21 protein-coding genes, 1 tRNA gene, 1 other RNA gene and 1 pseudogene are annotated in these 25250 nt (G+C 45.8%); 8 read left to right on the forward strand and 16 right to left on the reverse strand.

Annotated features, from left to right (window positions below; translation table 11 throughout):
* Window positions 1-127: 127 nt before the first annotated feature.
* Together GPK58_RS02530 and ffs are read left to right on the forward strand one after the other, a co-directional pair.
* A complete protein-coding gene (locus GPK58_RS02530; protein WP_173722313.1) occupies window positions 128-889 on the forward strand; it encodes a hypothetical protein in 762 nt (253 codons plus the stop codon).
* 53 nt (window positions 890-942) lie between these two features.
* Window positions 943-1204, forward strand: an RNA gene (gene ffs / locus GPK58_RS02535) — signal recognition particle sRNA large type.
* 94 nt (window positions 1205-1298) lie between these two features.
* On the opposite strand, the gene GPK58_RS02540 is transcribed toward ffs, so the two are convergent.
* The 3 genes and pseudogenes from GPK58_RS02540 to GPK58_RS13270 form a co-directional block, all read right to left on the reverse strand.
* Window positions 1299-1736: a GatB/YqeY domain-containing protein gene (locus GPK58_RS02540; protein WP_022426683.1), complete on the reverse strand. Its 438-nt coding sequence runs from the start codon at window positions 1734-1736 to the stop codon at window positions 1299-1301.
* Window positions 1737-1858: 122 nt separating this feature from the next.
* A complete protein-coding gene (gene tadA / locus GPK58_RS02545; protein ID WP_227574179.1) occupies window positions 1859-2419 on the reverse strand; it encodes a tRNA adenosine(34) deaminase TadA in 561 nt (186 codons plus the stop codon).
* 303 nt (window positions 2420-2722) lie between these two features.
* Window positions 2723-2842: pseudogene (locus GPK58_RS13270) on the reverse strand (family 1 glycosylhydrolase); the annotation flags it as partial.
* Between the two features lie 163 nt (window positions 2843-3005).
* Here GPK58_RS13270 and GPK58_RS02555 point away from each other — a divergent pair.
* On the forward strand, window positions 3006-3701 hold the full coding sequence (locus tag GPK58_RS02555; protein WP_021650953.1) for an anaerobic ribonucleoside-triphosphate reductase activating protein: 696 nt from the start codon (window positions 3006-3008) through the stop codon (window positions 3699-3701).
* A 55-nt stretch (window positions 3702-3756) separates the two neighbouring features.
* On the opposite strand, the gene GPK58_RS02560 is transcribed toward GPK58_RS02555, so the two are convergent.
* From GPK58_RS02560 to GPK58_RS02575, 4 genes are all read right to left on the reverse strand, one after another.
* A complete protein-coding gene (locus tag GPK58_RS02560; RefSeq protein ID WP_215638140.1) occupies window positions 3757-4830 on the reverse strand; it encodes a DUF6128 domain-containing protein in 1074 nt (357 codons plus the stop codon).
* Between the two features lie 765 nt (window positions 4831-5595).
* Window positions 5596-5669, reverse strand: a tRNA-Pro gene (locus GPK58_RS02565).
* Window positions 5670-5852: 183 nt separating this feature from the next.
* Window positions 5853-6293, reverse strand: coding sequence for a DUF1284 domain-containing protein (locus GPK58_RS02570; protein ID WP_015525657.1), 441 nt, complete (start codon window positions 6291-6293; stop codon window positions 5853-5855).
* Entirely contained in the window at window positions 6283-6834 is a 552-nt protein-coding gene (locus GPK58_RS02575) for a biotin transporter BioY (RefSeq protein ID WP_215638141.1), read from the reverse strand. The genes GPK58_RS02570 and GPK58_RS02575 overlap by 11 nt, the downstream gene beginning before the upstream one ends.
* A gap of 278 nt (window positions 6835-7112) precedes the next feature.
* Between GPK58_RS02575 and pduB the strand changes: the two genes are divergently transcribed.
* Window positions 7113-7835 carry a microcompartment protein PduB gene (pduB, locus tag GPK58_RS02580; RefSeq protein WP_015525654.1) on the forward strand — a complete coding sequence of 241 codons (723 nt, stop codon included), beginning with the start codon at window positions 7113-7115 and terminating at the stop codon, window positions 7833-7835.
* 155 nt (window positions 7836-7990) lie between these two features.
* Here the strand turns inward: pduB and GPK58_RS02585 are convergent, their stop codons facing one another.
* From GPK58_RS02585 to GPK58_RS02600, 4 genes are all read right to left on the reverse strand, one after another.
* Window positions 7991-9379: a PcsB-like coiled-coil domain-containing protein gene (locus GPK58_RS02585; protein ID WP_021652858.1), complete on the reverse strand. Its 1389-nt coding sequence runs from the start codon at window positions 9377-9379 to the stop codon at window positions 7991-7993.
* A 265-nt stretch (window positions 9380-9644) separates the two neighbouring features.
* Window positions 9645-9941, reverse strand: a complete 297-nt coding sequence (gene spoVG, locus GPK58_RS02590) for a septation regulator SpoVG (protein ID WP_015525652.1) — start codon at window positions 9939-9941, stop codon at window positions 9645-9647.
* Window positions 9942-9998: 57 nt separating this feature from the next.
* On the reverse strand, window positions 9999-11120 hold the full coding sequence (gene glgD, locus GPK58_RS02595; protein ID WP_215638142.1) for a glucose-1-phosphate adenylyltransferase subunit GlgD: 1122 nt from the start codon (window positions 11118-11120) through the stop codon (window positions 9999-10001).
* Entirely contained in the window at window positions 11117-12394 is a 1278-nt protein-coding gene (locus GPK58_RS02600) for a glucose-1-phosphate adenylyltransferase (protein WP_015525650.1), read from the reverse strand. The genes glgD and GPK58_RS02600 overlap by 4 nt, the downstream gene beginning before the upstream one ends.
* 313 nt (window positions 12395-12707) lie before the next feature.
* Here GPK58_RS02600 and murC point away from each other — a divergent pair, with 313 nt between their 5' ends.
* From murC to GPK58_RS02620, 4 genes are all read left to right on the forward strand, one after another.
* Window positions 12708-14087 carry a UDP-N-acetylmuramate--L-alanine ligase gene (gene murC / locus GPK58_RS02605; RefSeq protein ID WP_021652856.1) on the forward strand — a complete coding sequence of 460 codons (1380 nt, stop codon included), beginning with the start codon at window positions 12708-12710 and terminating at the stop codon, window positions 14085-14087.
* Between the two features lie 330 nt (window positions 14088-14417).
* A complete protein-coding gene (locus GPK58_RS02610; protein ID WP_015525648.1) occupies window positions 14418-15515 on the forward strand; it encodes a DnaD domain protein in 1098 nt (365 codons plus the stop codon).
* A gap of 22 nt (window positions 15516-15537) precedes the next feature.
* A complete protein-coding gene (locus GPK58_RS02615) occupies window positions 15538-16524 on the forward strand; it encodes an ATP-binding protein (protein ID WP_015525647.1) in 987 nt (328 codons plus the stop codon).
* A 1-nt stretch (window position 16525) separates the two neighbouring features.
* Entirely contained in the window at window positions 16526-17710 is a 1185-nt protein-coding gene (locus GPK58_RS02620) for a ribose-phosphate pyrophosphokinase (protein ID WP_215638143.1), read from the forward strand.
* Window positions 17711-17873: 163 nt separating this feature from the next.
* On the opposite strand, the gene GPK58_RS02625 is transcribed toward GPK58_RS02620, so the two are convergent.
* The 5 genes from GPK58_RS02625 to galT all read right to left on the reverse strand — a co-directional run bounded on the left by GPK58_RS02625 (window position 17874) and on the right by galT (window position 25244).
* Window positions 17874-19421, reverse strand: a complete 1548-nt coding sequence (locus GPK58_RS02625; protein ID WP_215638144.1) for an ATP-binding protein — start codon at window positions 19419-19421, stop codon at window positions 17874-17876.
* A gap of 27 nt (window positions 19422-19448) precedes the next feature.
* A complete protein-coding gene (locus GPK58_RS02630; protein ID WP_015525644.1) occupies window positions 19449-20510 on the reverse strand; it encodes a metallophosphoesterase family protein in 1062 nt (353 codons plus the stop codon).
* 111 nt (window positions 20511-20621) lie between these two features.
* Window positions 20622-22013 carry an asparagine--tRNA ligase gene (gene asnS / locus GPK58_RS02635; protein WP_015525643.1) on the reverse strand — a complete coding sequence of 464 codons (1392 nt, stop codon included), beginning with the start codon at window positions 22011-22013 and terminating at the stop codon, window positions 20622-20624.
* A gap of 204 nt (window positions 22014-22217) precedes the next feature.
* Entirely contained in the window at window positions 22218-23699 is a 1482-nt protein-coding gene (locus GPK58_RS02640) for an InlB B-repeat-containing protein (RefSeq protein ID WP_215638145.1), read from the reverse strand.
* A 54-nt stretch (window positions 23700-23753) separates the two neighbouring features.
* Window positions 23754-25244 (reverse strand): UDP-glucose--hexose-1-phosphate uridylyltransferase, encoded by a 1491-nt coding sequence (gene galT / locus GPK58_RS02645; protein ID WP_044962316.1) that lies wholly within the window; start codon window positions 25242-25244, stop codon window positions 23754-23756.
* Window positions 25245-25250 lie beyond the last annotated feature (6 nt).

Here is a 25250-nt window from a genome sequence, read left to right on the forward strand (position 1 = left end):
ACAATAGCCAAAAAAGCACGAAAACAGCGAGTGTATTGATTGACTTTACCTGTATCTCATCGTAAAATAAAATTATCAGTAACTTTCGTATGTTTACAGAAAATTTTCACCAGGAAAGGAGCGTCCTATGAAAAAAATCCTCAAAAAACTATCCTGCGCTTTATTAGCCGCAGCCATGGTATGCGCCATGACTCCTCTCGCCGCCAGTGCAGCGATCAATTATTCCAAAACCCGGATCGTTTATATGCCCACATCCGGAAAGGACCTGGGATACGATGAGATCTCGATCAGCAATATTCCTGCTAACCAGAACATTCTCAAATCCAATGTTAAAGTAGTCAGCGGAGGATCTGTGATCGCACTGGACTCCTTCGGTTCCAGCAGCTTCAAAAGTACCACGGAGGCTTTCCGCAAGGGTGCAAAACCGTACACTCACTCCGATCATTTCTACAATATCGGTTTTGCCGTTAAAAAGCCCGGAACAGGAAAGATTTCCTTCAAGGTTGGAAACAAAACCTACACTTCCACCATCAAGGTGCTTCGTTATGTCAACCCGTTGAAATCCGTCTCCATCACAGGTGTAAAAGGCAATCTTGCCGGAAAATTCAAAAGATCCGGCCATAACGCCTTTCGTTACGCCAACAAGGCACAGAAGAATGCTGTCATGAAATGCACCGCTGCAAATGGCTGGAAGATCACAGGCGTTTCTTTCAACAACAACCGGACCCATACACAGTATAGTACCAATTACAACGCTCCTAACAGCGGGGCTTCTTCTTCCACGCTCCGTATCGGAAACCTTTCCGCGAAGCAGTCCGCCTATATCAGCTTCACCCTTCGCAACACCAAAAACGGAGCGGTACAGTACTGTACACTTAATATGAACTGATTTATTTCGGTCTGTACCTTGACAAATCCGGTTTCAGAGTCTATAATTAAATTCCGCGCAGCCGGGGAGATAGCGGTGCCCTGTACCTGCAATCCGCTACAGCAGGGGTGATGCCAATCTGAGGCTTGTATCTTGCAGAGCAGCCCTTTATAAGTGGCGTTGACGTCTGGGTCTTACGCAACAGGAATCTGTGAACCGTGTCAGGGCAGGAATGCAGCAGCACTAAGCAGAAGCTCTTGTGTGCCGTGAGGGTGCCTGGGCTGAGTTAACTGTAAAGGTAACGTCTGTGAGACCATTCCGAGGTGCGGCGCGCGTAAAAAAGGTTATAATATATGATCTCTATATAAACAGCATTCCCGCCGGGTCTGTCATTTATGACTGATCCGGCGGGATTTTTTGTACTATTATTTTATTTACAATATCCGGCAACTACCTGATTGATCAGCTTGCCGTCTGCCTTTCCCTTCAGATCTCCCATAACTGCCTTCATGATCTGGCCTTTATTTCCTGTTGCCAGAACATCTGCAAATTTCTCCTCGATATAAGCCTTGATCTCTGCTTCATCCATCTGCTTCGGAGCATATTTCGCAATGATATCATATCTTGCCTGATACTCCTCTTTCAGATCTGTACGTTCTGCAGGGCAGGTGTCGATCTGCTCTTTTGCTGTTTTCAGCTCTTTCAGGATAACTTTGTCTACAAGCTCTCCTTTGATGTCATCACGGCATCCCTCATCAATGGCAGCTTTTTTTACTGCTGCGATCAGTGCGGAAACTGCTTCCTTTGTTACCTTATCTTTGGCCTTCATTGCTGCTACCATGTCTTTTCTTAAAGCTTCAAGTTCCATTTTTTGTTCCTCCATTTTCTGTCGTTCCTGTATCAACGACTTTCGTTTGACCTGAATGGATTTTCTGTCTGTAATAGTGAAATCCATTTATGATTTTATTTTGATATTTTCACAGGATTCTGTCAAGAGTAAATCTCCCGGGACTTTTCGTTCTGTTCCGCTCTCTCTGACTGTGTCTGCCCGGCAAGGCGCTCTGCTTCCTGCTTCTTCAGGATTTTTGCCTGCTTCTTTTTCTCCCGCAGTTCCCTGAAAAATGTGGAAAGCATTTCGGAGCATTCCTCTTCCAATACCCCTTCTGTGATCTTTACCTGATGATTAAAGCCTTCAATCTGAAGAAGATTCATCACAGATCCGGCACAGCCTGCTTTCGGGTTCATACAGCCGATCACCACCTCATCGATCCTGGACTGTACCAGTGCACCGGAACACATCTGACAAGGCTCCAGCGTTACATACATGGTGCATCCCTCCAGACGCCAGTCTCCCAACTTTTTACTTGCCTTTCGGATAGCATTAAGCTCTGCATGAGATAAGGTATTTTTATCTGTATTGCGACGATTGTAGCCTCTGGCTATGATCTTTCCCTCATGCACGATCACGCAGCCGATCGGCACTTCCTCCAATGCACGGGCCTTTTTTGCCTGGCGGATCGCCTCTTTCATAAAACGTTCCTGATCTGTCACGTTTTTACTCCTCCTGTAACTTCACATTCCGGAAAAAGCTCCGGGATTCTATCTGTTCATACTAAGACTGCTCTCAGCCTTCTGTCCGTTCGATTATAACTTTTCAAATATTCCATGTCAATCTACTGCAAAACAGATATTTGCACACAGCCAAAAACGCCACAGAAATTTCCACACTAATTTCTGCAGCGTTTTCTTATTGTATAACAGAAAAACGCAGACAACGGAAGCTCTCGCGAACTCCATTGTCTGCGTCAATGAATGCATTATATCTGCTTTTTTCCGGAAAGTCAAGCAGCCAGATTGGTTCAGTGTACCTGTTCCATCGTCGTTGCGGTCCACGTAGATGTAGCCGTAGCGTTTTTTCAGCTCTGCTGTAGATGCACTGACAAGGTCAATGCAGCCCCAGGAGGTGTACCCCATAAATTATATGTTTTTTTCTTCCATGAGCAAGTCCCCATCTCTGCTTACTGCTTTTCGCAACTCCGCAGGAAACTTACTTGATTCGGTTAAAAAGGCTTGCAGCTTTTTTCGGGGGAGAGTATGCTTGTAGTATCATAAATAAGAGAAACAAGGGGATTTTCCTATGAAAATATGTGGCTTTAACAAAACAACCCTGCTGGATTATCCGGGAAGGGTAGCCTGTACCATATTCTTAGGCGGCTGCAACTTCCGCTGCCCATTCTGCCAGAATGGAGCTCTTGTCGTGGAGCCTGACACCCAGCCTGAATATTCCCAGGAGGAAATCCTGGCTTTTCTAAAAAAAAGAAAGGGGATTCTCGATGGCGTCTGTATTTCCGGCGGTGAACCCACACTTGCACCGGAGCTGCCGGAATTTCTCAGCAGGATCAGGGAACTGGGCTATGATGTGAAGCTCGATACCAACGGTTCCCGCCCCTCCGTGGTAAAAAATCTCGCAGCAGCTGACCTGATCAACAAGGTTGCCATGGATATCAAGGCCTGTCCTTCCAACTATCATGTGCTTACCGGTGTACATGCTGATCTGGATGGGATCCGGGAAACTGCCGGATGGCTGCTGGACGGACACCTTGATTATGAATTTCGTACAACAGTTGTGAGGGAACTTCATTCCGAAAAAGATTTTCAGGAGATCAGCCGGTGGTTAAGCGGTGCAAAAGCTTATTATCTCCAGGCTTACCGGGATTCCGACGGAGTTCTGATACCGGGATTCTCTGCCTGCTCCGAGGAAGAAATGAAAAACTACCGGGATATCCTGTCTCAGACGATCCCGGTAGTAGAAATTCGTGGTATGGAGCTGTGATCTGCGGATTTGCAAAACTGTTTGCTTATCTGCATGGATGCCGAAATTTTTCTGATCAGATGTTAATAAAACAGTACCAGTATCCTCCCTTTCCGCCTGGGATATGAATATCCGGACATTCCTTAAAGTAGGGAAAGCCAAACATATTGGCCATAAACCGTTCCTGCTGGCTGTATCCACCGGGTACTCCCAGTATGTACTGTCCCCGGGGATTTCTGCACAGCAGAAGATGGCCGAAATTCTGATATCCGTACATGACAAAACGGTTGCTGCAGAAGCAGCCGTTTTTTCTGCATAAGGCACTGCAGTCCGATGGTCTGATCTTGCGGCAGTCTGTGAAATAGCCGTCATTAAAGGGATCGTCACAGGGTATTCCCGGAAGTGGACGAGATGGCTCCGGTCGCGATGGTTTCGGCGGATGCGGTGACGGCTGGCCTGGCCGTGGTAGTTCCGGCGGATGCGGTGATGACTGGCCTGGTCGCAGTGGCTCCGGCGGATGCGGACTGGGAGCCTGATATGAATTTCCGGTTTCCGATGTCTTTAATACATCCTCCTGAATCTCCTCCACCGTCATGATCCTGTCTGACTCCTTCTGATTTTCCTGCACTTCTGGCAAGGTTCCATCTTTTTGATTTTCTTCTTCCTTTTCTTCCCGCTCTCTGCCTGTTTTCTCCGCCGCCTTCTGATATTCCGTTCCTGTTTTCTCCGTTTCCTTCCGAGATTCCGTTTCTTTTTTCTTCCACTCGCGGAAATTCTCCGGCCGGATCGGCTGATCATCCCATTCCGTTCCCCAGAATCCGCCGGCATCGGAGATCAGAAGCAGTCCTCCAAGCTCCTGAAGACTTTTTCCCATGCCTCCAATATCCCCTGTATCCGTCTCCAGTGCGCACTCGATCCGTTCCCGCCCGGTAACACAGCTTCCGATCAAAATACCATCCATCAGCCCTTCCTGCCGCACAAACCCATACACTCTGCACCGACTTCCAGGCTCCAGTCCAACGCAGCGCAGATGAACCTCCACCCGGCATTTTCTATCCCTGGCCTCCACCCTCACATAACCGCTGCTGCCATCTTTTTTTCCTTTCCGATACTCGTACACATACGCAACAAAACGCTGATATCCAGCCAACGCACGTCCCTCCGGTATTTCGGTTTCGTTAATATATATGAAGATCGAGAGAAATCATTCCATCAACTGAAAAAAGCTCCAGGATGTACAAACATAAAAAAGAACCCCTCAACCAAGGGATTCTCAAGCTATTAGTCGAAAGAATACGGCTATACCCGAATCAGTACACCGAAACAGAATATTAACAGACAGGTGAAGAATTAAGACGTACAGAAAATTTGCGCATTTGTCAAAAAAGCATTACTATCTTAGAACATTTTGCGCTTGTCAGGATTTTCCGTATATGCTACACTGTACGGGAACAATCGTGTTACAGGGTGGCTGACCTCTAGTCCCAAAAGGATGGAGGTGGTGCTGATGAACAACAATTATTTTGACTTCAAAGATCTTATGGCTTTTGGCATGTTCATTCTAGCATTGCTTACGTTCGTATTAACGTTTTGTAAGTAATTCTTTACATAGAAAAACCACCCCAAAACTTTGGCCGAGTACAGGGTGGGATTTTCTAATCTTCTCTTATAAGGTCAACCCCTTGTGGGCGGTTGTTCTTTATATCTGTATTATAGCACTGCTATTTAAAGCATTCAAGAATATTTTCATCTGTAAATATAAAAAGGCCCCTGGTGGTCCATGCTCGGGACATTCACCAAAGGCTTTCTCATTTCTTTTCTCATTGAGGTAACACAAGGTAACACAAACTTACGTTCTCTTATTTTTCACAAACAAAAAAAGAACCCCTCAACCAAGGGATTCTCAAGCTGTTAGTCGAAGCGACAGGATTTGAACCTGCGACCTCTGCGTCCCGAACGCAGCGCTCTACCAAACTGAGCCACGCTTCGTTATTCTGTTTCAGTTGTTTGTGTTTTGCTCAACTGCAAGAGCTATTATATTAGAGTTTCTGTACTTTGTCAATAGAAAAAATTAAAATTTTTCAAAAAAATCGAATTTTTTCTTTTTTCCTGCTTCGGGCATACTTTTTTTTGCAGACCCGAAGCAGTTTTTGGAAAGGTTCTTATAAATATCTATGCCCAGCGGCTCTTCTGTTCTTCGCAGATACTGTTCCACTGGCAGTTTCCACAGATTTCCTTACGTTTATCCATCGCAAGGATTTTTTCCTGGACTTTTTTTGTAAATTCGCTGAAGTGCAATGTCTGTCCGGCTTTCAGTCCACATTTTTCCAGCACGGCATTGTCATACTCTGCCACTTTATCTCCGGCTTCGCAATGTCCGCCCAGATTATTCGGACAGGCAGAACAGATCTCATCCGTATCCACATGAAGCCTTATTTTCTTTCCCTCCAGAAAAATCTTCAGCATCTCGGCCATATGTGCAGTAAAACCGTTACTGTAGCCTTCCCCCTTAAAATACGCCAGGCACATACCATGATGAGGGCGCAGAGGAATGACTATTTCCTCTGTGCCCTCATCAGAAGCATATGCCGCAGCACTGCTTTTATCTTGCATATTTACGTACCTTTCCTGATAAAACATAAGCCAGTGCAATCTTGATAAGATCCGGAATGATAAACGGGAACACACACCAGCCAAGAACTGCCATAAGGCCTACCGGACCTGTGCTTCTTGTGTAGGCAAGCATAAACCATGCGGTTCCAAAGGCATAGCATACGATCAGTCCAACGATCATGGAAATGATCTGAACGACCGGCTTTCTGCCAAAAACGTGCTCAAATGCCCACATAACAAGTGCGGAAAAGATAAATCCAATGATATATCCGCCTGCATTTCCGAGAAGAGCTCCAATGCCTCCGGAAAATCCTGCAAAAACCGGAACTCCTACTGCTCCAAGAAGAACGTAAACCAGAACTGCCATAGTTCCTCTTTTCCCTCCAAGCACACCAACTGCCATAAATACTCCGAATGTCTGCAGAGTAAACGGTACCTGTGCCGGAATGGAAATCCATGAGCAAACTGCCATCACTACTGCAAAAACTGCAATGTAAACAAGATCATACGTCTTGCTTCTGCCTGCTGCCACTGTTGTCATAATAATCTGTATCCTTTCTTTCCTTTTCTGCTTTTCCTGTCGGAAGATCATTCCTGTCCTTTATAAATGATATCCGCTCTTTCGCTGTTAACAATTTAACACAGCAGGATTTGAATGTCAACTTAATTTTATTTTTTAAGTTTACATTTTACAATGCCGTTTACTACTATGTAAACCTGCCATTTACAAATGATATTGTCAATTTTCACTTTCAAATTCCCCTCTCTGATGCTATACTGAAACCAATGAGTTTTCAGCAAAAAGGGGGATTTTTCCACATGGATATACACGATATTCATAACATCAGCACCAACTGCACACGTACTGAATTTGTAGGGACCGCAGTCCTTGACACAATCGGACTCGTGATCTCCGGAGTTGATGATTCTCTGCTTAAAAAGATGAACGTAGGTACCCAATACCACTGTCTGGGGCTTTTCAGTTCCCGAACAGGCGCTGCCGGCCAGATCACAGCTATTGACGATGCAGTAAAAGCCACAAATACAGAAGTCCTTTCCATTGAACTTCCAAGAGACACCAAGGGCTGGGGTGGTCACGGAAACTATATCGTCCTTGGCGGAAATGATGTATCCGACGTGCGTCACGCCATTTCTCTGGCTCTGGAACTGACTAACAAATATGCAGGTGAGGTCTACATCAGCGAATCCGGCCACCTGGAGTTTGCTTTTTCCGCAAGTGCAGGTCCTGCTATCCATAAAGCCTTCGGCACACCTCTGGGTGAAGCATTTGGTTTCATGGCAGGTTCTCCGGCTGCTATCGGTCTTGTGATGGCAGATAATGCCGTGAAATCCGCAGCAGTATCCATTACACAATATATGACTCCGAATATCGGTACCAGTCATTCCAATGAAGTGATCATCGCCATCTCCGGTGATGCCAGTGCTGTAAAAGCTGCTGTACTGGAAGGCCGTCAGACAGGCCTTGAGCTTCTCATCGGTATGGGAACCTATCCGGAGATCCCGGGTACGCCGTATCTGTAAAATCTCCGGATTGCAGGAAATTTGTGAATTTCCACACACTACACTTCACGAAACACATATCTGCGTCATGCATACAAAAGCAGCGCTGCAAGGATCAGCATACGATCCTGCAGCGCTGTATTTCTCTTAAATATTCTCCTCTGGATTTTCCCGGATCAGCCCACCTGATATACATCTGCAGACTGAAGTCCGAAGCTTAATGCCTCAGAATGGCTTCCACAATAGATATCCACATGTCCGTAAGGAGTTCCCAGATCCTCTACCGTATAAACAGTGCCGTTGATCAGAAGCTTGGTCCCAAACGGAACACCTGCCATAGCAACGGTACGTCCTGCTGTCGGAACTGTTCCGCTGGCTGTAAGATTGCCGGCTGTACCGCAGCACTGTGCACAGTTGCAGTATGCGGTCAGTGTAAAGTTTCCAAGATATGTTCCCTGACTGGAAGAACCGGAATCGGACGTATCCGCAGAGGCATCTTCCGTCTCCTCGGAAGCTGTCTCATCATTGGAAACCTCCTCAGAAACCTCCTCCTGGGAGCTGTCCTCGGAAACATCTTCGGAACTTCCGGACTGTACATCATCCGCTTCCTCTTCCTCCTCTACAACAATGTCTGTACTTGTAGAGCTACTGGAAGACTCGGTTGTATCCTCCTCCGGATCATAGCCATAATCATCGTCAGAATCAGCCTCTTCACTGTCCTCGTTATCCTGATCGGCTTCTTCCTGGGCTGCCGCTTCTGCTGCCTGTCTCTCAGCCTCTGCTGCCGCTTCAGCCTTAGCTTTCTCTTCTGCAGCCTTCTCCGCCTCTGCCTGCTGTACCAGAGCGGTAATACTGCTGTCTGCATTACTGATATCTGCCATCAGCTGCTGAGCCTCTTCCTGGCTGGCGCTGATCTGGTTTACATAAGAGTTAATATCATCGCTTGTGCTGGAAGCCATGGACTGCACTTCCTGCTGTTTAGCTGCACGCTCCGTCATCAGATCATCGATCTCTGCGGACTCCGTCTCAACCTTTTTCTCATTCTCCTGGATATTCTTCTGAAGACTCACATATTTATCCAGCATGTCTCTGTCGTATGTAGAAATCTGTATCGCATTCTCCGCGCGATTGAGGAATTCTGCAAGGCTTTCGGAAGAAAGCAGTGTCTCCAGTGCGGAAGTTCCGGCATTTTCATACATATATGCGATTCGAAGCTTCATGGATTCATACTGATCTGCAGAAGCTTTCTTTGCTTTTTTCAGTTCTTTTTTTACTTTATTTAATTCATCTTCCTTCTCAGCAGCCTGGATACTAAGCTCAGAAATGCTGTTGGTAAGATCCTCATACTGTGCGTTTAAATCAGCCAGATAGCTCTCCAGCTCCTGCTTCTTGCTCTCCAGTGTGCCGATGCTGCTCTGTACCTGCGCAAGACCCTCCTCAGCGGCCTGTTTCTCCGCCTGTGCCTCTGCGATCGCAGCGTCTGTACCTGATGCATATACGGTGCTTCCCATGGAAAGGGTCAGCATACCTGTAAGCAGTAATGTGAAAACTTTTCTATTCTTCATATAAACACCTTTCGTCCTTTCATGGATTCTAGTATAACACATTTTTCATAAAAAGCAATAATTTTATTTTATTTCTGTAACAAATACGTAATAATTTAAATTTTTATGAACTGAAAAGCGTTTTTTTGTTTTCCGGAGCATAAAAAAACTGCCCTCTCACAGATTTATCTGTAAAACGGCAGTTTTTATTCTATGCTGTTTCAATCCAAAGATCATCAGCTACGAGAATACTTCTCTGATGTAATCCCCCCTGAAGCTACTTCTCTTACTCCGCAGCCTCCATAAGAACCTCATTCTCAGCTTCCTCAGCCATTACTTCCTGATACTTGTCCAGGATGATCGTCTGGATCTGCTCTCTTGTTGCTGAATTGATCGGATGTGCGATGTCACGATATTCACCGTCGCTTGCCTTACGGCTTGGCATTGCGATGAACAGCCCCTTCTCACCTTCGATCACCTTGATGTCATGTACCACAAACTCATCATCTATTGTGACAGACACAACGGCCTTCATTTTCCCTTCTTTTGCTACCTTCCTCACACGTACATCTGTAATATTCATTGCTACTTGCCCCTTTCATTTCGCTAACCGTATCTGCGGAAAACTGATCTTCCGCATTTATAATACGTAGCGTTCGTTTTTCTCTACGACGATCTTCACTTCTCCTTCTTCGCCGCAGTAATATGAATTCGCCCGGATGGTATCCCGGCTCTCAACAATGCAATTCTCAATATGCGTATTATCTCCAAGATATACGTCATTAAAGATCACAGAGTTTTTGATCACACAGTTATTTCCTACAAATACATCACGGAACAGAACAGAATTCTCCACGGTTCCGTTGATGATACATCCGCTGGACACCAGACTGTTCTTCACAGTTGCACCCGGATTGTACTTAGCAGGAGGTACATCTGCGATCTTGGTTTTGATCGCCGGCTCCTGTTTGAAGAAATAGTTCCGGATCTCCGGTTTCAGGAAATCCATATTTGTCTGATAATAAGCCTCTGCAGTAGAGATATTATTCCAGTAGTTATCGATCTTATATCCGTAAATCCTCTTCAGATTTTTGTAACGGATAAGAATATCATTTACAAAATCATGCCTTCCTTCCTGGGCAGCACGCTCGATCAGTTCGATCAGCTGCCTTCTTCGGATGACATAGATACCAGTAGATACCGTATTATAGGAGGAAACGATCGGTTTCTCCTCAAATTCCTCGATCCGACAGTCCTCATTCATGCGAAGAACACCAAATCTCTCAACCTGGCTCTGATCCTTGCATGTAGTACATACAACGGTAACATCTGCCCGCTTTGCGATATGATACTCCAGGACTTTATTGTAATCCAGCTTGTAGATTCCATCGCCGGAAGCGATCACCGCATAGGGTTCATGACTGTTCTTTAAAAAGCTCAGGTTCTGATAGATCGCATCTGCAGTACCCTGATACCATAAGCTGTTATCTCTGGTAATGGTTGGAGTAAAGACATAAAGTCCTCCCTGTTTTCTTCCGAAATCCCACCATTTGGATGAACTTAAATGCTCATTAAGGGAACGGGCATTATACTGTGTCAGCACAGCAACCTTCTGGATATGTGAATTTGCCATGTTGCTGAGGGCAAAGTCGATCGCGCGGTAACTTCCTGCAATAGGCATTGCCGCGATTGCTCTTTTGTTTGATAATTCTCTCATGCGGTTATTATTACCGCCTGCCAAAATAATACCTATCGCTCTCATTCTTTCCCACCGTCCTTTGCTGCAATTACCTGGCCGGCTGCCAGTTCTCCGTCAGGGTAGTCTTCTTTTGTTGTAACACCGGCGATAGCGGTATTCTTACCGATTTTGACACTGTCCGGAATCACGCTGTTTTCGCCGATAGCCACAAGTCCAAAGGAATATACAGCCGGTTTCAGAACATTCGGTACCTCCTCGCCGCATCCGATCACAACATTATTTCCGATGACAACATCTTCTGCCACGATGGCTTTATCCATAACAACGTTCTCACCAACTGCTGTATTCTTCATGATAATAGAATCACGGATCACACTGCCCTTGCCGATGATAACATTCGGACCGATCACTGAATTATGTACTTCACCATAGATTTCTGTTCCCTCACCGATGATACACTTGTCCACAACTGCATCTGCGGAAATATACTGTGGCGGGATCACATCTCCCTTGGTGTAGATCCTCCAGAATTCCTCATAAAGATTAAACTCCGGAATGATATCGATCAGCTCCATATTTGCTTCCCAGTAAGAACCAAGAGTTCCTACATCTTTCCAGTAGCCGTTGTACTCATAAGCAAAAAGGCGCTGCCCCTTCTCTTTACAGTACGGAAGGATATGTTTACCGAAGTCACAGCCATTCTGATCCTTCAGGGCGATCAGTGCTTCCTTCAGAACCGGCCATGAGAAAATATAGATACCCATGGATGCAAGATTGCTGCTTGGATGCTCCGGCTTCTCCTCAAACTCAGTAATACGGCTGCTCTCATCAGTAACCATAATACCAAAACGGCTGGCTTCCTCAATGGGAACCGGCATACACGCGATCGTAATATCTGCCTTGTTCGCCTTGTGGAAATCCAGCATCACTTCGTAATCCATCTTATAGATATGGTCACCGGAAAGGATCAGTACATAATCCGGGTTATACTGCTCCATATAAGCCAGATTCTGATAGATCGCATTGGCAGTTCCTGTGTACCATTCACTGCTTGTGCTCTTCTCATACGGAGGAAGGACTGTGACACCGCCTTCATTGCGGTCAAGATCCCACGGAATACCGATACCGATATGTGTATTCAGGCGGAGAGGCTGGTACTGTGTCAGCACACCCACCGTGTCAATTCCCGAGTTAATACAATTGCTCAGTGGAAAATCGATGATACGATATTTACCACCAAAAGCGACTGCCGGCTTTGCAACCTTTTCTGTCAAAACTCCTAACCTGCTGCCTTGCCCACCGGCCAAGAGCATGGCAATCATCTCTTTCTTAATCATGCGATCACCTCTTGTATGTTATGATTATTCCATTATAGCATACTTCACTGTATTAGTGAACATTTTTTACAATTATTTTAGCTGTATTTTACTTTTTTTATCGCTATTGTATATTATAAATTGGTAAGACTCATCATTTTTTTCATTTCTCTGGTAATTTTCAACATTTTTCGATGTTATTTTCTGGTTACTTTTATATTCCGGAAAAAACCGCTTTTTTAGCCAAAAGAACCACTTTTCAATTGTTTCTGTTGGCGTTATAATAAAACAGACAAAAGAGCTACGAAAATAACATATATATAAGGAGATTATTATGTATCAGATAGACTTTCATAAACCGCTCCATATTCATTTCATCGGGATCGGAGGCATCAGCATGAGCGGCCTTGCCGAGATCCTTCTGGAAGAAAATTTCCGGATTTCCGGTTCCGATGCCAAATCCAGCCCGCTGACCCGCACACTGGAAGAACGTGGCGCTGTGATCTATTACGGACAGCGCGCTTCCAACATCAAGGATGATGTAGATGTGGTTGTCTATACAGCAGCGATCCACCCGGACAACCCGGAATTTGCCTGTGCGAAAGAAAAAGGGCTTCCAATGCTCACCCGCGCAGAGCTTCTGGGACAGATCATGCGGAACTACGATACACCGATCGCAATTTCCGGAACCCACGGAAAAACCACTACTACTTCCATGGTTTCCCATATCCTTCTTGAGGGTGACTGTGATCCTACCATCAGTGTTGGCGGAATCCTTCCTGCTATCCACGGAAACATCCGCGTTGGAAATTCTGAGACCTTTATCACAGAGGCATGCGAATACACCAACAGCTTTTTAAGCTTCTTCCCTAAGATCAGTGTGATCCTGAACATGGATGCCGATCATCTGGATTTCTTCAAGGACATCGATGACATCCGCCATTCCTTCCGGAAATTTGCAGAGCTTCTCCCTGCTGACGGCACTCTGATCATCAACGCCGACACACCGGAGTATGAGACGATCACCCGGGAGCTTCCATGCAATGTTCTTACCTATGGTCTGGAGCACGATGCCGATTACACCGCAGCAGACATTACCTGGGATAAATACGGACATCCTTCCTTCTCCGTTCTCTTCCGTGGCAAAAAGATCGGCAGCTATTATCTGCGTGTACCGGGTATCCACAACGTATCCAATGCACTGGCCGCCATTGCCGTAGGACGCCTTCTGGACCTTCCGGATGATGTGATCGTCAAAGGTCTCGGAAGCTTTACCGGTACAGACCGTCGTTTCCAGTATAAAGGTGAGATCGGCGGTATTACCATCATTGATGATTACGCGCATCATCCAACCGAGATCGAGGCAACCCTTCATGCTGCAAAGAATTATCCGCATCAGAAGGTATGGTGTGTATTCCAGCCTCATACCTACACACGTACCAAAGCTCTTCTTCCGGAATTTGCAAAAGCGCTGACTCTGGCCGATCATGTTGTACTGGCTGATATTTATGCCGCACGTGAAACAGACAATCTTGGTATTTCTTCCCAGGATCTCCAGAAACAGATCCAGGAACTTGGAACCCCCTGCGAATATTTCCCGACTTTTGATGAGATCGAGAGCTTCCTCTTAAAAAGTTGTGCACATGGTGATTTGTTGATAACTATGGGCGCCGGAGACGTTGTAAATATTGGAGAACACCTTCTCGGAAAATAATTATCCACATTATCCACATGCTTATGCACATTTCAGACGTGCCTGGCATGTGGATTTTTTTGTGTATAACCTACTTGACATAATTCAACAGCCAAATTCAACAAATACCGCATTTTTCTTACAAAATTAAGGTTTTTGTTAGTTGCTGATAATGTTATCCTCAAAGTTTTCCACACTATCCACATTTTCCACATGGAAATTAGTGCACAACTTCTGTGAAAATAGACTATTCTCAAGTAAAAGCGGTTGTGCTATAATCCTTTTTAGCATGGCGGACTTTGGGATATCACCTGAAATATCTGCTGTATTTTAGAAAGGGAGCTGCTGATCATGAGCCTGATTTCACTTCAGAATTCCTCTGAACTGGAGGTAACGATTCTTTCCAATCGCTTTATTGACAATTTCATGCCTCGTGCCAACGGGGAGTTCGTAAAGGTATATATCTACCTTCTCCGGATGGTATCTGCCGCTCCTTCTTCTTTCAGCCTGGAGCATATGGCAGACAGCCTTTTCTGCACGGAAAGAGATATTTCCCGTGCGCTGAAATACTGGGAAGGTGAGAAACTGATCGCATTAACCTATACTGCAGATCAGAAGCTTTCCGGGATCACTTTGCTGGAACCCTTTGCGGATACCGGTCATAGAGAGAGCAGCGCTTCCGTGGATACTTTCACCGGTTCCGGCAATTCTGCTTCCGTTTCCGGGAACACGGATCCGGGAGTCCCAAGCTCCGCTGATTACATTCTCAGTCTCACTCCTGACCGGATCAGAGAACTTAAGCAAAACGAAGAGATCAGTCAGCTTCTCTATATCACAGAGCAGTATCTGACCAAAACACTGACGCCTACAGAAATGCAGAAGATCCTTTTTTTCTATGATGAACTCCATATGTCTGCGGATCTCATCGAATATCTGGTGGAATACTGTGTTTCCAGAGGCCGCAAGAGTATGCGTTATATTGAAACTGTTGCACTCGCCTGGGCAAAAGACGGCATCACCACCGTCGAGATGGCCCGGGATGCCAGCTCCCGTTTTTCCAAGGATTATTACACGATCCTGAAGGCTATGGGGATCAGCGGCCGCAATCCTGTTGATAACGAGATCACTTACATTGATACCTGGCGCAAGACCTACGGTTTTGATCTGGAGCTGATCCAGGAAGCCTGTAGCCGTACTGTCCTTTCCACCGGACAGCCCAGTTTCCAATATGCAGATAAGATCCTCTCCGGCTGGAAAAAGAAAAACGTACATACGCTGGAGGATATCCGGCTTCTGGATGCCGCACACAAAAAACGCCAGCTTGAGAAATCCGTTTCCAGGAAGAAGCAGCCCCAGACTCAGCCTCAGAATAGCAACCGCTTCAATAATTTCCACCAGCGTGATTATGATTTTGCGGAATATGAGAAACGTCTTTTAAATAATCAGTAACAGAACCTGGAAGGAGCGCTTTATGCCTTTACAGAATTTTCAATATGATACTATAATGAGAGAATACAGCCGCCGGCAGGCACAGAACCACCGTATTCTGGAGGAGCACACAGCCGAAGCCTACGGAAAGATCCCCCGTCTGAAAGAGATTGATGACGAGGTGGCAACTTTAAGTGCTGACAAAGTCCGTCGCCTTTTAAACGGCGAAGAAAAGGGAACTTCGGATCTGAAGGCAGCCATCCAGGAGCTTTCCGATGAACGGATCACCCTTCTTGTTGCAAACGGCTTTCCCGGAGACTATCTGGAGATGCCTTACACCTGCCCTGACTGTCAGGATACCGGCTATATCGGCAGCCGAAAATGCACCTGTTTTAAAAAAGCTGAGATCGAACTGCTTTATGCACAGTCCAATCTGAATGAAATTCTCGAAAAAGAGAATTTTGACAGCTTTTCATTTGACTATTATTCTGCTACAATAAAAAACGAAGCCACGGGACTGTCTGCCCTGGAAACAGCCAGACGGGCCTATGACACTGCACAGCGCTTTGTGCAGAACTTCGACCATAAATTTGAAAACCTGTTTTTATATGGTGATACCGGTGTGGGAAAAACCTTTCTTTCACACTGCATCGCCCGAGAGCTTCTCAGATCCACCCACTGTGTCCTGTACTTTTCCGCCTACGATCTTTTTGATATGATGGCTGCGAATTCTTTTTCCCGAAAAGATACCGGCACAGACGAGGAACTGATCTATGACTGTGATCTTCTGATCATTGATGACCTGGGAACGGAGCTTACCAACAGTTTCGTATCTTCACAGCTTTTTCTCTGTCTCAATGAGCGGATCATGCGCAGGAAATCCACGATCATTTCCACGAATCTGACGCTCAAAAATTTCTCGGATACCTATTCCGAGAGAACATTTTCCCGAATTGCCAGCAACTATCAGATGATATCGTTGATCGGGAAAGACATCCGTATACAGAAAATATTTTTAGGAGGAAATTAAAATGGCACAGGTAAATACAAAAGATTTTTCCACACTCCCGGTAGGAAGACTTGGACTGATTCCCCTTCAGAGCTGCAGCTCATTAGGCGCGAAGGTGAATGACTGGCTGGTCAAATGGCGTGCCGAAAGACAGTATCCTGGAATGGACTCCTTTGCATTCGAGGGATACAAGCGCGATTCTTACATTATTGACGCCAAGACTCCACGTTTCGGCTCCGGTGAGGGTAAATGCACCATCAACGAATCTGTCCGCGGTGATGATATCTACGTAATGGTAGATGTGACAAATTACAGCTTATCCTATCCGATCGGACCTTACACGAATCTTATGTCCCCGGATGATCATTTCCAGGATATGAAGCGTGTTATCGCCGCTGTAGGCGGAAAAGCCCGCAGAGTCAACGTGATCATGCCATATCTCTATGAGAGTCGCCAGGACAAACGTGTCGGAAGAGAGTCTCTTGACTGTGCCAATGCACTTCATGAGCTGATCGATATGGGTGTTGAGAATATCATCACCTTTGATGCACATGATTCCCGTGTACAGAATGCGACTCCTCTTCATGGTTTTGAGACTGTACAGCCATCCTACCAGTTCATCAAGGCTCTTCTTAATAATGAAAAGGGACTTCATATCGACAAGGATCATTTCATGACGATCAGCCCGGACGAAGGAAGCATGAACCGTGCGATCTATCTCGCCAATGTCCTCGGTGTTGATATGGGTATGTACTATAAACGTCTGGATTACTCAAAATATGTAAACGGCCGTCATCCGATCGCAGCATATGAATTCCTCGGACCAAAGATCGAGGGCAAGGATATGATCCTGATCGATGATATGATCTCCTCCGGTGATACGATCATTAAGATCGCGTCTCTCCTGAAAGAGAAAGGAGCAGGCAGAGTTTACATCTGCTCTACCTTCGGATTCTTTACCGATGGGCTTGATAAATTTGACGATGCTTACAAGAAGGGCTACTTCGACAAGCTCCTTACTACTAACCTGGTTTATCAGTCACCGGAGCTTCTTGAGAAGCCATACTACATCAGCTGCGATATGAGTAAATATATTGCTCTGATCATTGATACGCTGAACCATGATACCTCTGTCAGCCACCTTCTGAATCCGGTAGACAGAATCAAACGCTGCGTAACAAATTACATGAGCCAGCATGAGAAATAAATAAATCATAACGCACGCAAAGCGGCTGCACCTTCTGAGAACGATATAACAGTTTCTCAGAAAGCGCAGCCGCTTTATATTTCTGTAACAGACGGATATCCATGATCCGCATCTGCTGTCTGCTTTGCTTTTGATCTTTATGCTGAAATCTTCCTGCAAAAGCTCACATAGGAAGCTTCTGATAGGGAATCCTCTCTTTATCCAGGATCTCCATTTCTCTTTTATGGCAGGTACTTATGATCACCTGTCTGTTTTCTTTATGCAGCCACCTGAGAGCCGCTGCAAGACGTTCTTCATCATACATGCCAAATACATCATCCAGGATCACAGGGAACGGTTCCTCTTTGCAGAAAAGCTCTCCTGCTGCCATACGAAGGGCAAAATAAATCTGCTCCAGTGTCCCGCGGCTCAGTCTCTCAATGGATACGATACGCTCCCCTGTGTTCACAGACATATGCAGTGCCTCATCCATCAGAACCTCCTGGTATCTGCCACCGGTGATCTCACTTAATATCTCAGATGTACGTTTTTTCAGACGGACCCCTATCTGATCCGTAATGTTTCCGGAAAGTGCCTCAATCGTCTCCATAGCCATATTCAGCGCCTGAATCTCCGTTTCCTCCGGAGTGATCACTTCTGTGTTTTCTTCACATTCCGTCAACTCTGCCTGCAGGTTCTCCAGCGCTGTATGCTTCTCTTCGTAGTCACTGTCCAGACTGTTCCGGTTCCAGGTCAGCTCTTCATGTCTGGAATGCCAGCGCTCTCTCTGACGTTCTCTCTTATTCAGCTCCCTGCTGAGCCGTATGCGAAAAAACAATGCCGCTACAGAAATCGCCGCAGTTGCCACGCCTGCCAGAACACTGAAAATGACCTGCCCGGAAAAAGCTGCCAGGCAGCCGGTACCGGCAATCCCACCAAGCAGCACAACTGCCAGAACTGCATCTGTCAGCTCCCGCCTTCTTTTTACACGATCGATCCGAAGCTCAAGAAGATCCTCTGTACTCCGTTCTCTGGTCCCTATGTTCATCCCGTCCTGCTGCTGCATGATCCGGTCACGCTTCTCATCCAGTTCACGGATCTCTCTACGGATATATTCCATGTTTGCGGAAATCTTTTCTTTTTCCTTTTCCAGATCTTTTTTTCGCCGGGCCGCTTCTGTCAGATATCCTTTTCTGGACATTTTCAGCATCTGCATGGCTCGTCCCATGTCAATGGAACTGTCACCGGTTCCCTGATAACTGGCCATGTAATTCTGCAGTTCACGTACGAGATCTTTTCCTGTAACGCTTTTCAGCTGTGCCACAGACACCGTATTATCATAAACTGCCTCACTTACATTTTCCAGAATAGTCCCAAGAGCTCCCTGTTCCGCATCCACAAGACTGCCATCATCTTCACAGAGAAGCTCTCCCAGCTTCTTTTCTTTATAAAAATTCCTGGTAAGACGATACTTCTTCCCCTTACTTGTAAACCACATGATCCCACCATATTCTGCCGGATTTTCCCATGGTTCATATTTTGTATATGTATCGTTCAGAGCAGCCTTTCCCCGCAGTCTGCGAACGCCGTAAAACATGGAGCGGATAAATGTATGTGTGGTAGTTTTTCCACTCTCATTTTCACCGTAAAGTACGTTGATCCCAGGTGAAAGCTCCATATCCTTGTCCCGGATCTTCCCGAAATTTTTTATTTTTAAACGTCTGATAACCATCTTATGCTATCCTCCTGTGCTGCCCCTTTATCGCCGGCTGCCTGTCTCAAGCAATGCCTGAAGCCCATAATACAGCGCCTTTTTTTCCACGGTATCCATACCCTTTTTGGCCAGAAAATAGCCGATATAATCACCGATCAGAGTACCGCTGTAGCGTTTGTAGAGCTCACCAAGATCATACGCCGGCCAGGATTCATCCACAACATCGGTAACATTTCCAAGACTTTTCAGTTTCTCAGGGATCAGAAGAAGATCCGGCGAACGCATTCCCTGAAGAACGATCCTGTAGATATTCCTTCCTCCTCTGCGGAAAATCTGGGATTTTACCGCTTCTTCCAGAGATATCTGTGTAGTTTCCTCGTGAAGTGTCATTACCAGCTGCTGATAGGAACGACAGGCAAAGGGAACGAACTCTGTACGGATCCTTCCGTTGATCAGTCGTCCCTCCATATATCCATGTTCCCCTGTATCATTCCTGTCAATGGGCTCCAGAGCCCCGGAAAAGGCCGCCTGGTCACGGATCAGGATCTGCGGCTTGTGGATATGCCCTAACGCCACATAATCGAAGCCTGACGCCGCCAGAGCTGCTGCACTGAGAGGAATATGCTTCTCATCGCCGCCATGAGCCAGCAGAATATGGATTCCTTCTTTCTGGACAGGGACAGCCTGATCATAAAGTCCGTCTTTTATTTCCCGGTCATAGTAACTCAGTCCATATACATAGACATCAAGCCTGGGATCTTTAACGCAGGTCAGTTCCCTGCTCCTGAAAAATATAACATTGGAATTCCACTCAAACGTATTATAAAAAGAATCTCTGCTTATAAAATCATGATTTCCTGCCATCAGATACACCCTGGTATCCGGGATGGTGGAAAACAGATAATTTACTTCCTTAAGCTCTCTCATAAGAGGCTGGCGGTGGAACAGATCTCCGGATATAAATAGCAAATCCACCGGATCTTCGCGGATGCCCGCAATAACCCGGCGGAAAGTGCTCCAGATTTCTTCCTCCCGCTCTTTGCTCCACGGGCAGCCCCTGTCGGGAACCGCGCCCAGATGCACGTCTGCAAGATGAATAAATCTCATAATGTTCTCCCTTGTGTGTCAGTCACACATATCAATACCTGTTGCCAATTTTTCTCTGCTGTTCTCTGATCTCAGGAGCACAGAACGTCCTGCTGTGCAAAAGTGTTCTGATCAAAGATCGCAGTTCTTTACAGTTCTCGGGAATGGGATCACGTCACGGATGTTACCCATACCTGTAAGGTACATGACACATCTCTCAAATCCAAGACCAAAGCCGGAATGACGTGTGGAACCATATTTACGAAGATCCAGATAGAAATCGTAATCCTCCGGTTTCAGACCCAGCTCATCCATACGTGTTTTCAGCTTGTCGTAGTCATCCTCTCTCTGGCTTCCTCCAATGATCTCTCCGATTCCCGGCACCAGACAGTCCATAGCCGCAACTGTCTTTCCATCCTCGTTGAGTTTCATGTAGAATGCCTTGATCTCCTTCGGATAATCTGTAACAAATACCGGTCTCTTGTAGACCTGCTCTGTCAGATAGCGCTCATGCTCTGTCTGAAGATCACATCCCCAGAATACCTTGTAATCAAATTTGTCATTGTTCTTCTCAAGGATCTCAACAGCCTCTGTATAGGTCACATGCGCAAATTCAGAATTAAGCACATGGTTCAGTCTGTCAAGAAGCCCCTTGTCAATGAAGGAATTGAAGAAGTTCATTTCCTCCGGTGCATTCTCAAAGACATAACGGATCACGTATTTCAGCATAGCCTCTGCAAGCTCCATAGCGTCCTGAAGGTCTGCAAACGCACACTCAGGCTCGATCATCCAGAACTCAGCTGCATGACGGGTAGTGTTGGAATTCTCAGCACGGAAGGTCGGTCCGAATGTGTAGATATTGCGGAATGCCTGTGCATAAGTCTCTCCGTTCAGCTGTCCGCTTACGGTAAGGTTTGTCTCCTTTCCGAAGAAATCCTGTGAATAATCAACACTTCCATCCTCTGTCAGCGGAATATTCTTCGGATCCAGTGTTGTTACCTGGAACATCTCTCCTGCACCTTCACAGTCACTTCCTGTGATCAGCGGTGTATGCACATAGACAAAGCCTCTCTCCTGGAAAAATTTATGGATCGCATATGCACAAAGAGAACGTACACGAAATACAGCCTGAAAAGTATTTGTTCTCGGTCTTAAATGTGTCATGGTCCTTAAGTATTCAAGACTGTGTCTCTTCTTCTGAAGTGGATAATCCGGTGCGGAAGCTCCCTCTACAGATATCTCTGTTGCCTGGATCTCAAATGGCTGCTTCGCCTGAGGGGTAGCTACCAGCGTTCCCTTAACAATGATGGCTGCTCCAACGTTCAGCTTGGAAACCTCTGCGAAATTCTCCATGTTATCGTGATATACGATCTGAAGAGTTTCAAAAAAGCTTCCATCATGAAGTACGATGAATCCAAACGCCTTGGAATCACGAACACTTCGTACCCATCCACCTACGGTGATCTCTTTGTCGAGATACTGTTCACGGTTTCTGTAAATCTCTTTCACTGTTGTCAGTTTCATAATCTATACCTCATTCCTCATATTCAGGATCACACGTCCCTGCGGACCTCCAAACGTCCGTATCGAATTAAGTATAGACTATTCTCATGGTTCGTGCAAGGAGTAATTGCCCTGTCGGACAGAAAAATAGCGGGCCGCCGGACAGAAAAATCCCGCCTGGCGGAATGTCTCCGGCAGACGGGATTTTTTCTGTCTGTTATACCATTAATAATAAGATGCGTTGATACTTCCTGTGTTGAGATAAGTAATGCAGTAATAGTAGATCCTCTTGAATGTCTTTGTTGTGTAGTGAAGTCCGTCATCACTGTCAGCGTCTGTGCCATTGTAGGAAGCATTGGTCCCGTAGCCTTTTTTCATAAGTACGCTGTACATATCGATGTACTTGTAATCCAGAGAAAGACCGGAACGGATCTTGCTGTTGAATTCTCTTACCTGTGCCTCTGTACGGGCGCCTCTTCCTGCTTTTGTGATCATGGTACTGTTGATCGGGTTTACAGACATGTAAAAGAGCTTACAGTTCTTACTTTTCAATGTGGATGCGATACTGGTCATATAGCTGACATAATTGCCTGCATTTCCCAGGTCATTGACACCCAGATTAAAGATAACGGCGATCGGTTTGGAACCTTCTGTTTTGTCGATTTCTTCTATAAGCTGTGCATATCCTGTATCCCGGAACCAGCTCAAGCCCTTTCCTGGGTTTGCAACAAAAGAAACCCCATTTGTTACAGAACTGCTCATCTGTTTTTTCAGTGTCGCCTGTATTCCTGCAGTACGGGAATCTCCCACAAAAATGACCTTACTGTACATCATACCGATAGCCGGATGAGCCATCTCATCGGAACTGATGTCCTTCTCCAGTGCACGGTTAAATACCGTCGCATACAGATTGGTGTTTTTGTTGATCCGCAGAAGTTCACCGGCTTCATAATCCGGATCTGTGGAAGAACCGGTCTGTCTGGTCTTAGACCAGCCCATAAACGTATAACCTGTCGCATTGGATACAGATGGGAGCTTAAGGTAACCGCCCTTTCCAAGTGTTACTGTCTTCCATACGGTTCCGTTTGCCTTGCGGAGATTTACCTTTACTGACTGCATCTGTACGGAATAGTATCTGATATTACCGGAGATTTTAATCTTCGTTCCTACTTTTTTTGCAGTAGATGCCTTGCCGTTCTTTGCTGTTGACCAGCCAAGATTTACATATCCCGATCTGGATGGAACTGCAGGCAATGTGTAATATGTACCCTCTTCTACTTTTTTCTGCAGCTTCTTATATGCGGAATTGGTGCTTCCATTTCCAAGATAGAAGTTTACGGTATAATACTTACTCTTTCTGCGGACCGCATACAAAGTCATATCTTTTCTGACCTTTACGCTGGCACCTGCTTTATATACCACCTTACTGCTCCCCTTCCGTGTGGTCCATCCGAGATTCTGATATCCCACAGCCTTGGGTACTGCCGGAAGCCGGATCGTAGTATTTAATGTCACGTTCCGTGTCAGTGCGGTATACGTCTTACTTTTGCTGGTACCTGAATTATTATTGAACTTAACGGTATAAACAAGCTTCGCCGCCGACACCTTATGCGATGCAGCCGGCACAAAGATCAGTGCAGCTGCCACAAGTGCCAGCAAAAGCCATTTTATCCGAAAGGCCTTTCCGGTTTTTTCCCTGTTTTTCATATAAACAAACTCCTCCTGAAATACATATCCATCCCCGGGTGCCTCCGTACTTTTTTACAGAGTATTGATAAATCTCATAAATGCATCCCTGCCCTCTGGTGTGCATTTATAAACACCGGCATCCTCCAGTACATGAACAAATACATTGCCCACTTCCCTGCGAAGGACTTCCTGGATATTATCTTTATCAAGTTTCTCATATTTTGGCAGAAATTCTGCAACCCATGCAGCATGTTTCTCGATTTTCTCATTGGAAGCGATGTCCCTGCCGCTTAAAATGTATTCTTCAAGAAGCTCCAGCTCTTCTTTCAGACGTGCCGGAAGAACAGCGAGTCCCATAACTTCGATAAGACCGATATTCTCTTTCTTGATATGATGATAGCATGCATGCGGATGATAAACCCCCAGCGGATGCTCCTCTGTTGTGATATTGTTACGTAATGTCAGATCCAGTTCAAAGGTATCTCCCACTTTACGTGCGATCGGTGTGATGGTGTTATGCGGCTCTCCGTCTGTTTCTGCAAAGATAAATGCAGCCTCATCCGTATATCCTCTCCAGCCTGCCAGTACATGTGTTGCCAGATCGATCAGTCTCGTCTCGTCTTTACTGCGGATACGCAGTACGGAAAGAGGCCATTTTACAATGCCGGCTTCCACATCTTCGTATCCCGGGATCGTCACATGCTTTTCAATCTCTGCCTTCGCCATGGCAAAGGTATAATGCCCGCCCTGGAAATGATCGTGGCTGAGGATAGAACCTCCTACGATTGGAAGATCCGCATTGGAGCCAAGGAAATAATGTGGGAACAGCTTTACAAAATCAAACAGCTTGATAAATGTATTTCTCTCGATCTTCATCGGAGTATGCTGACTGTTAAATACGATACAATGTTCATTGTAGTAAACATATGGAGAGTACTGGAAGCCCCATGGACTGTCATTGATGGTAATCGGGATGATCCTGTGGTTCTCCCTTGCCGGATGATTGACTCTTCCTGCATAGCCTTCATTTTCCGGACAAAGCAGACATTTTGGATAGCTGCTGGATTTTACCAGCTTGGCAGCTGCGATAGCCTTTGGGTCTTTTTCCGGCTTGGACAGGTTGATCGTGATATCGATCTTGCCATATTCGCTGTCTACTGTCCATTTCTGATCTTTTTTTACGCGATAACGTCTGATATAGTTACTGTCCTGACTCAGCTTATAAAAATAATCTGTGGCTTTTTCCGGATCTTCTTTATAAGCATCCCAGAATTCTCTCTGCACCTGGGCAGGACGCGGCATCAGACAGTTCATCAGTTTTGTATCAAAGAGATCTCTGTACACAATACTGTCCTCGATGATGCCCCTCTTTACAGCCTCATCAAGAAGTTCGTTCAAAGTCTCCTCAAGATTGATTTTAGCATACTCTGTCTCCGGTTCTGTATATTCGCTTTCCCCAAAGGCATCCAGAAGAAGATTGGTTGCATAAATTCTTTCGCATTCTGGAGTAATACCACTCTCCACCCCATACTGTACCAGTTTTTTAATACTTTCACTTAACATTGATTT

This window comes from Blautia sp. MCC270, assembly GCF_018785605.1.
Classification (GTDB): Bacteria; Bacillota; Clostridia; order Lachnospirales; family Lachnospiraceae; genus Blautia_A; species Blautia_A fusiformis.

Coding starts and splice junctions, on each gene's coding strand:
- GPK58_RS02575 (WP_215638141.1), bottom strand. CDS start 6,834: ATGACAACAGTGGCAGCAGGCAGAAGCAAGACGTATGATCTTGTTTAC.
- galT (WP_044962316.1), bottom strand. CDS start 25,244: ATGTTAAGTGAAAGTATTAAAAAACTGGTACAGTATGGGGTGGAGAGT.
- GPK58_RS02615 (WP_015525647.1), top strand. CDS start 15,538: ATGCCTTTACAGAATTTTCAATATGATACTATAATGAGAGAATACAGC.
- GPK58_RS02600 (WP_015525650.1), bottom strand. CDS start 12,394: ATGATTAAGAAAGAGATGATTGCCATGCTCTTGGCCGGTGGGCAAGGC.
- GPK58_RS02530 (WP_173722313.1), top strand. CDS start 128: ATGAAAAAAATCCTCAAAAAACTATCCTGCGCTTTATTAGCCGCAGCC.
- pduB (WP_015525654.1), top strand. CDS start 7,113: ATGGATATACACGATATTCATAACATCAGCACCAACTGCACACGTACT.
- GPK58_RS02625 (WP_215638144.1), bottom strand. CDS start 19,421: ATGGTTATCAGACGTTTAAAAATAAAAAATTTCGGGAAGATCCGGGAC.
- glgD (WP_215638142.1), bottom strand. CDS start 11,120: ATGAGAGCGATAGGTATTATTTTGGCAGGCGGTAATAATAACCGCATG.
- GPK58_RS02585 (WP_021652858.1), bottom strand. CDS start 9,379: ATGAAGAATAGAAAAGTTTTCACATTACTGCTTACAGGTATGCTGACC.
- spoVG (WP_015525652.1), bottom strand. CDS start 9,941: ATGAATATTACAGATGTACGTGTGAGGAAGGTAGCAAAAGAAGGGAAA.
- GPK58_RS02570 (WP_015525657.1), bottom strand. CDS start 6,293: ATGCAAGATAAAAGCAGTGCTGCGGCATATGCTTCTGATGAGGGCACA.
- GPK58_RS02540 (WP_022426683.1), bottom strand. CDS start 1,736: ATGGAACTTGAAGCTTTAAGAAAAGACATGGTAGCAGCAATGAAGGCC.
- GPK58_RS02610 (WP_015525648.1), top strand. CDS start 14,418: ATGAGCCTGATTTCACTTCAGAATTCCTCTGAACTGGAGGTAACGATT.
- GPK58_RS02640 (WP_215638145.1), bottom strand. CDS start 23,699: ATGAAAAACAGGGAAAAAACCGGAAAGGCCTTTCGGATAAAATGGCTT.
- GPK58_RS02555 (WP_021650953.1), top strand. CDS start 3,006: ATGAAAATATGTGGCTTTAACAAAACAACCCTGCTGGATTATCCGGGA.
- GPK58_RS02630 (WP_015525644.1), bottom strand. CDS start 20,510: ATGAGATTTATTCATCTTGCAGACGTGCATCTGGGCGCGGTTCCCGAC.
- asnS (WP_015525643.1), bottom strand. CDS start 22,013: ATGAAACTGACAACAGTGAAAGAGATTTACAGAAACCGTGAACAGTAT.
- murC (WP_021652856.1), top strand. CDS start 12,708: ATGTATCAGATAGACTTTCATAAACCGCTCCATATTCATTTCATCGGG.
- GPK58_RS02620 (WP_215638143.1), top strand. CDS start 16,526: ATGGCACAGGTAAATACAAAAGATTTTTCCACACTCCCGGTAGGAAGA.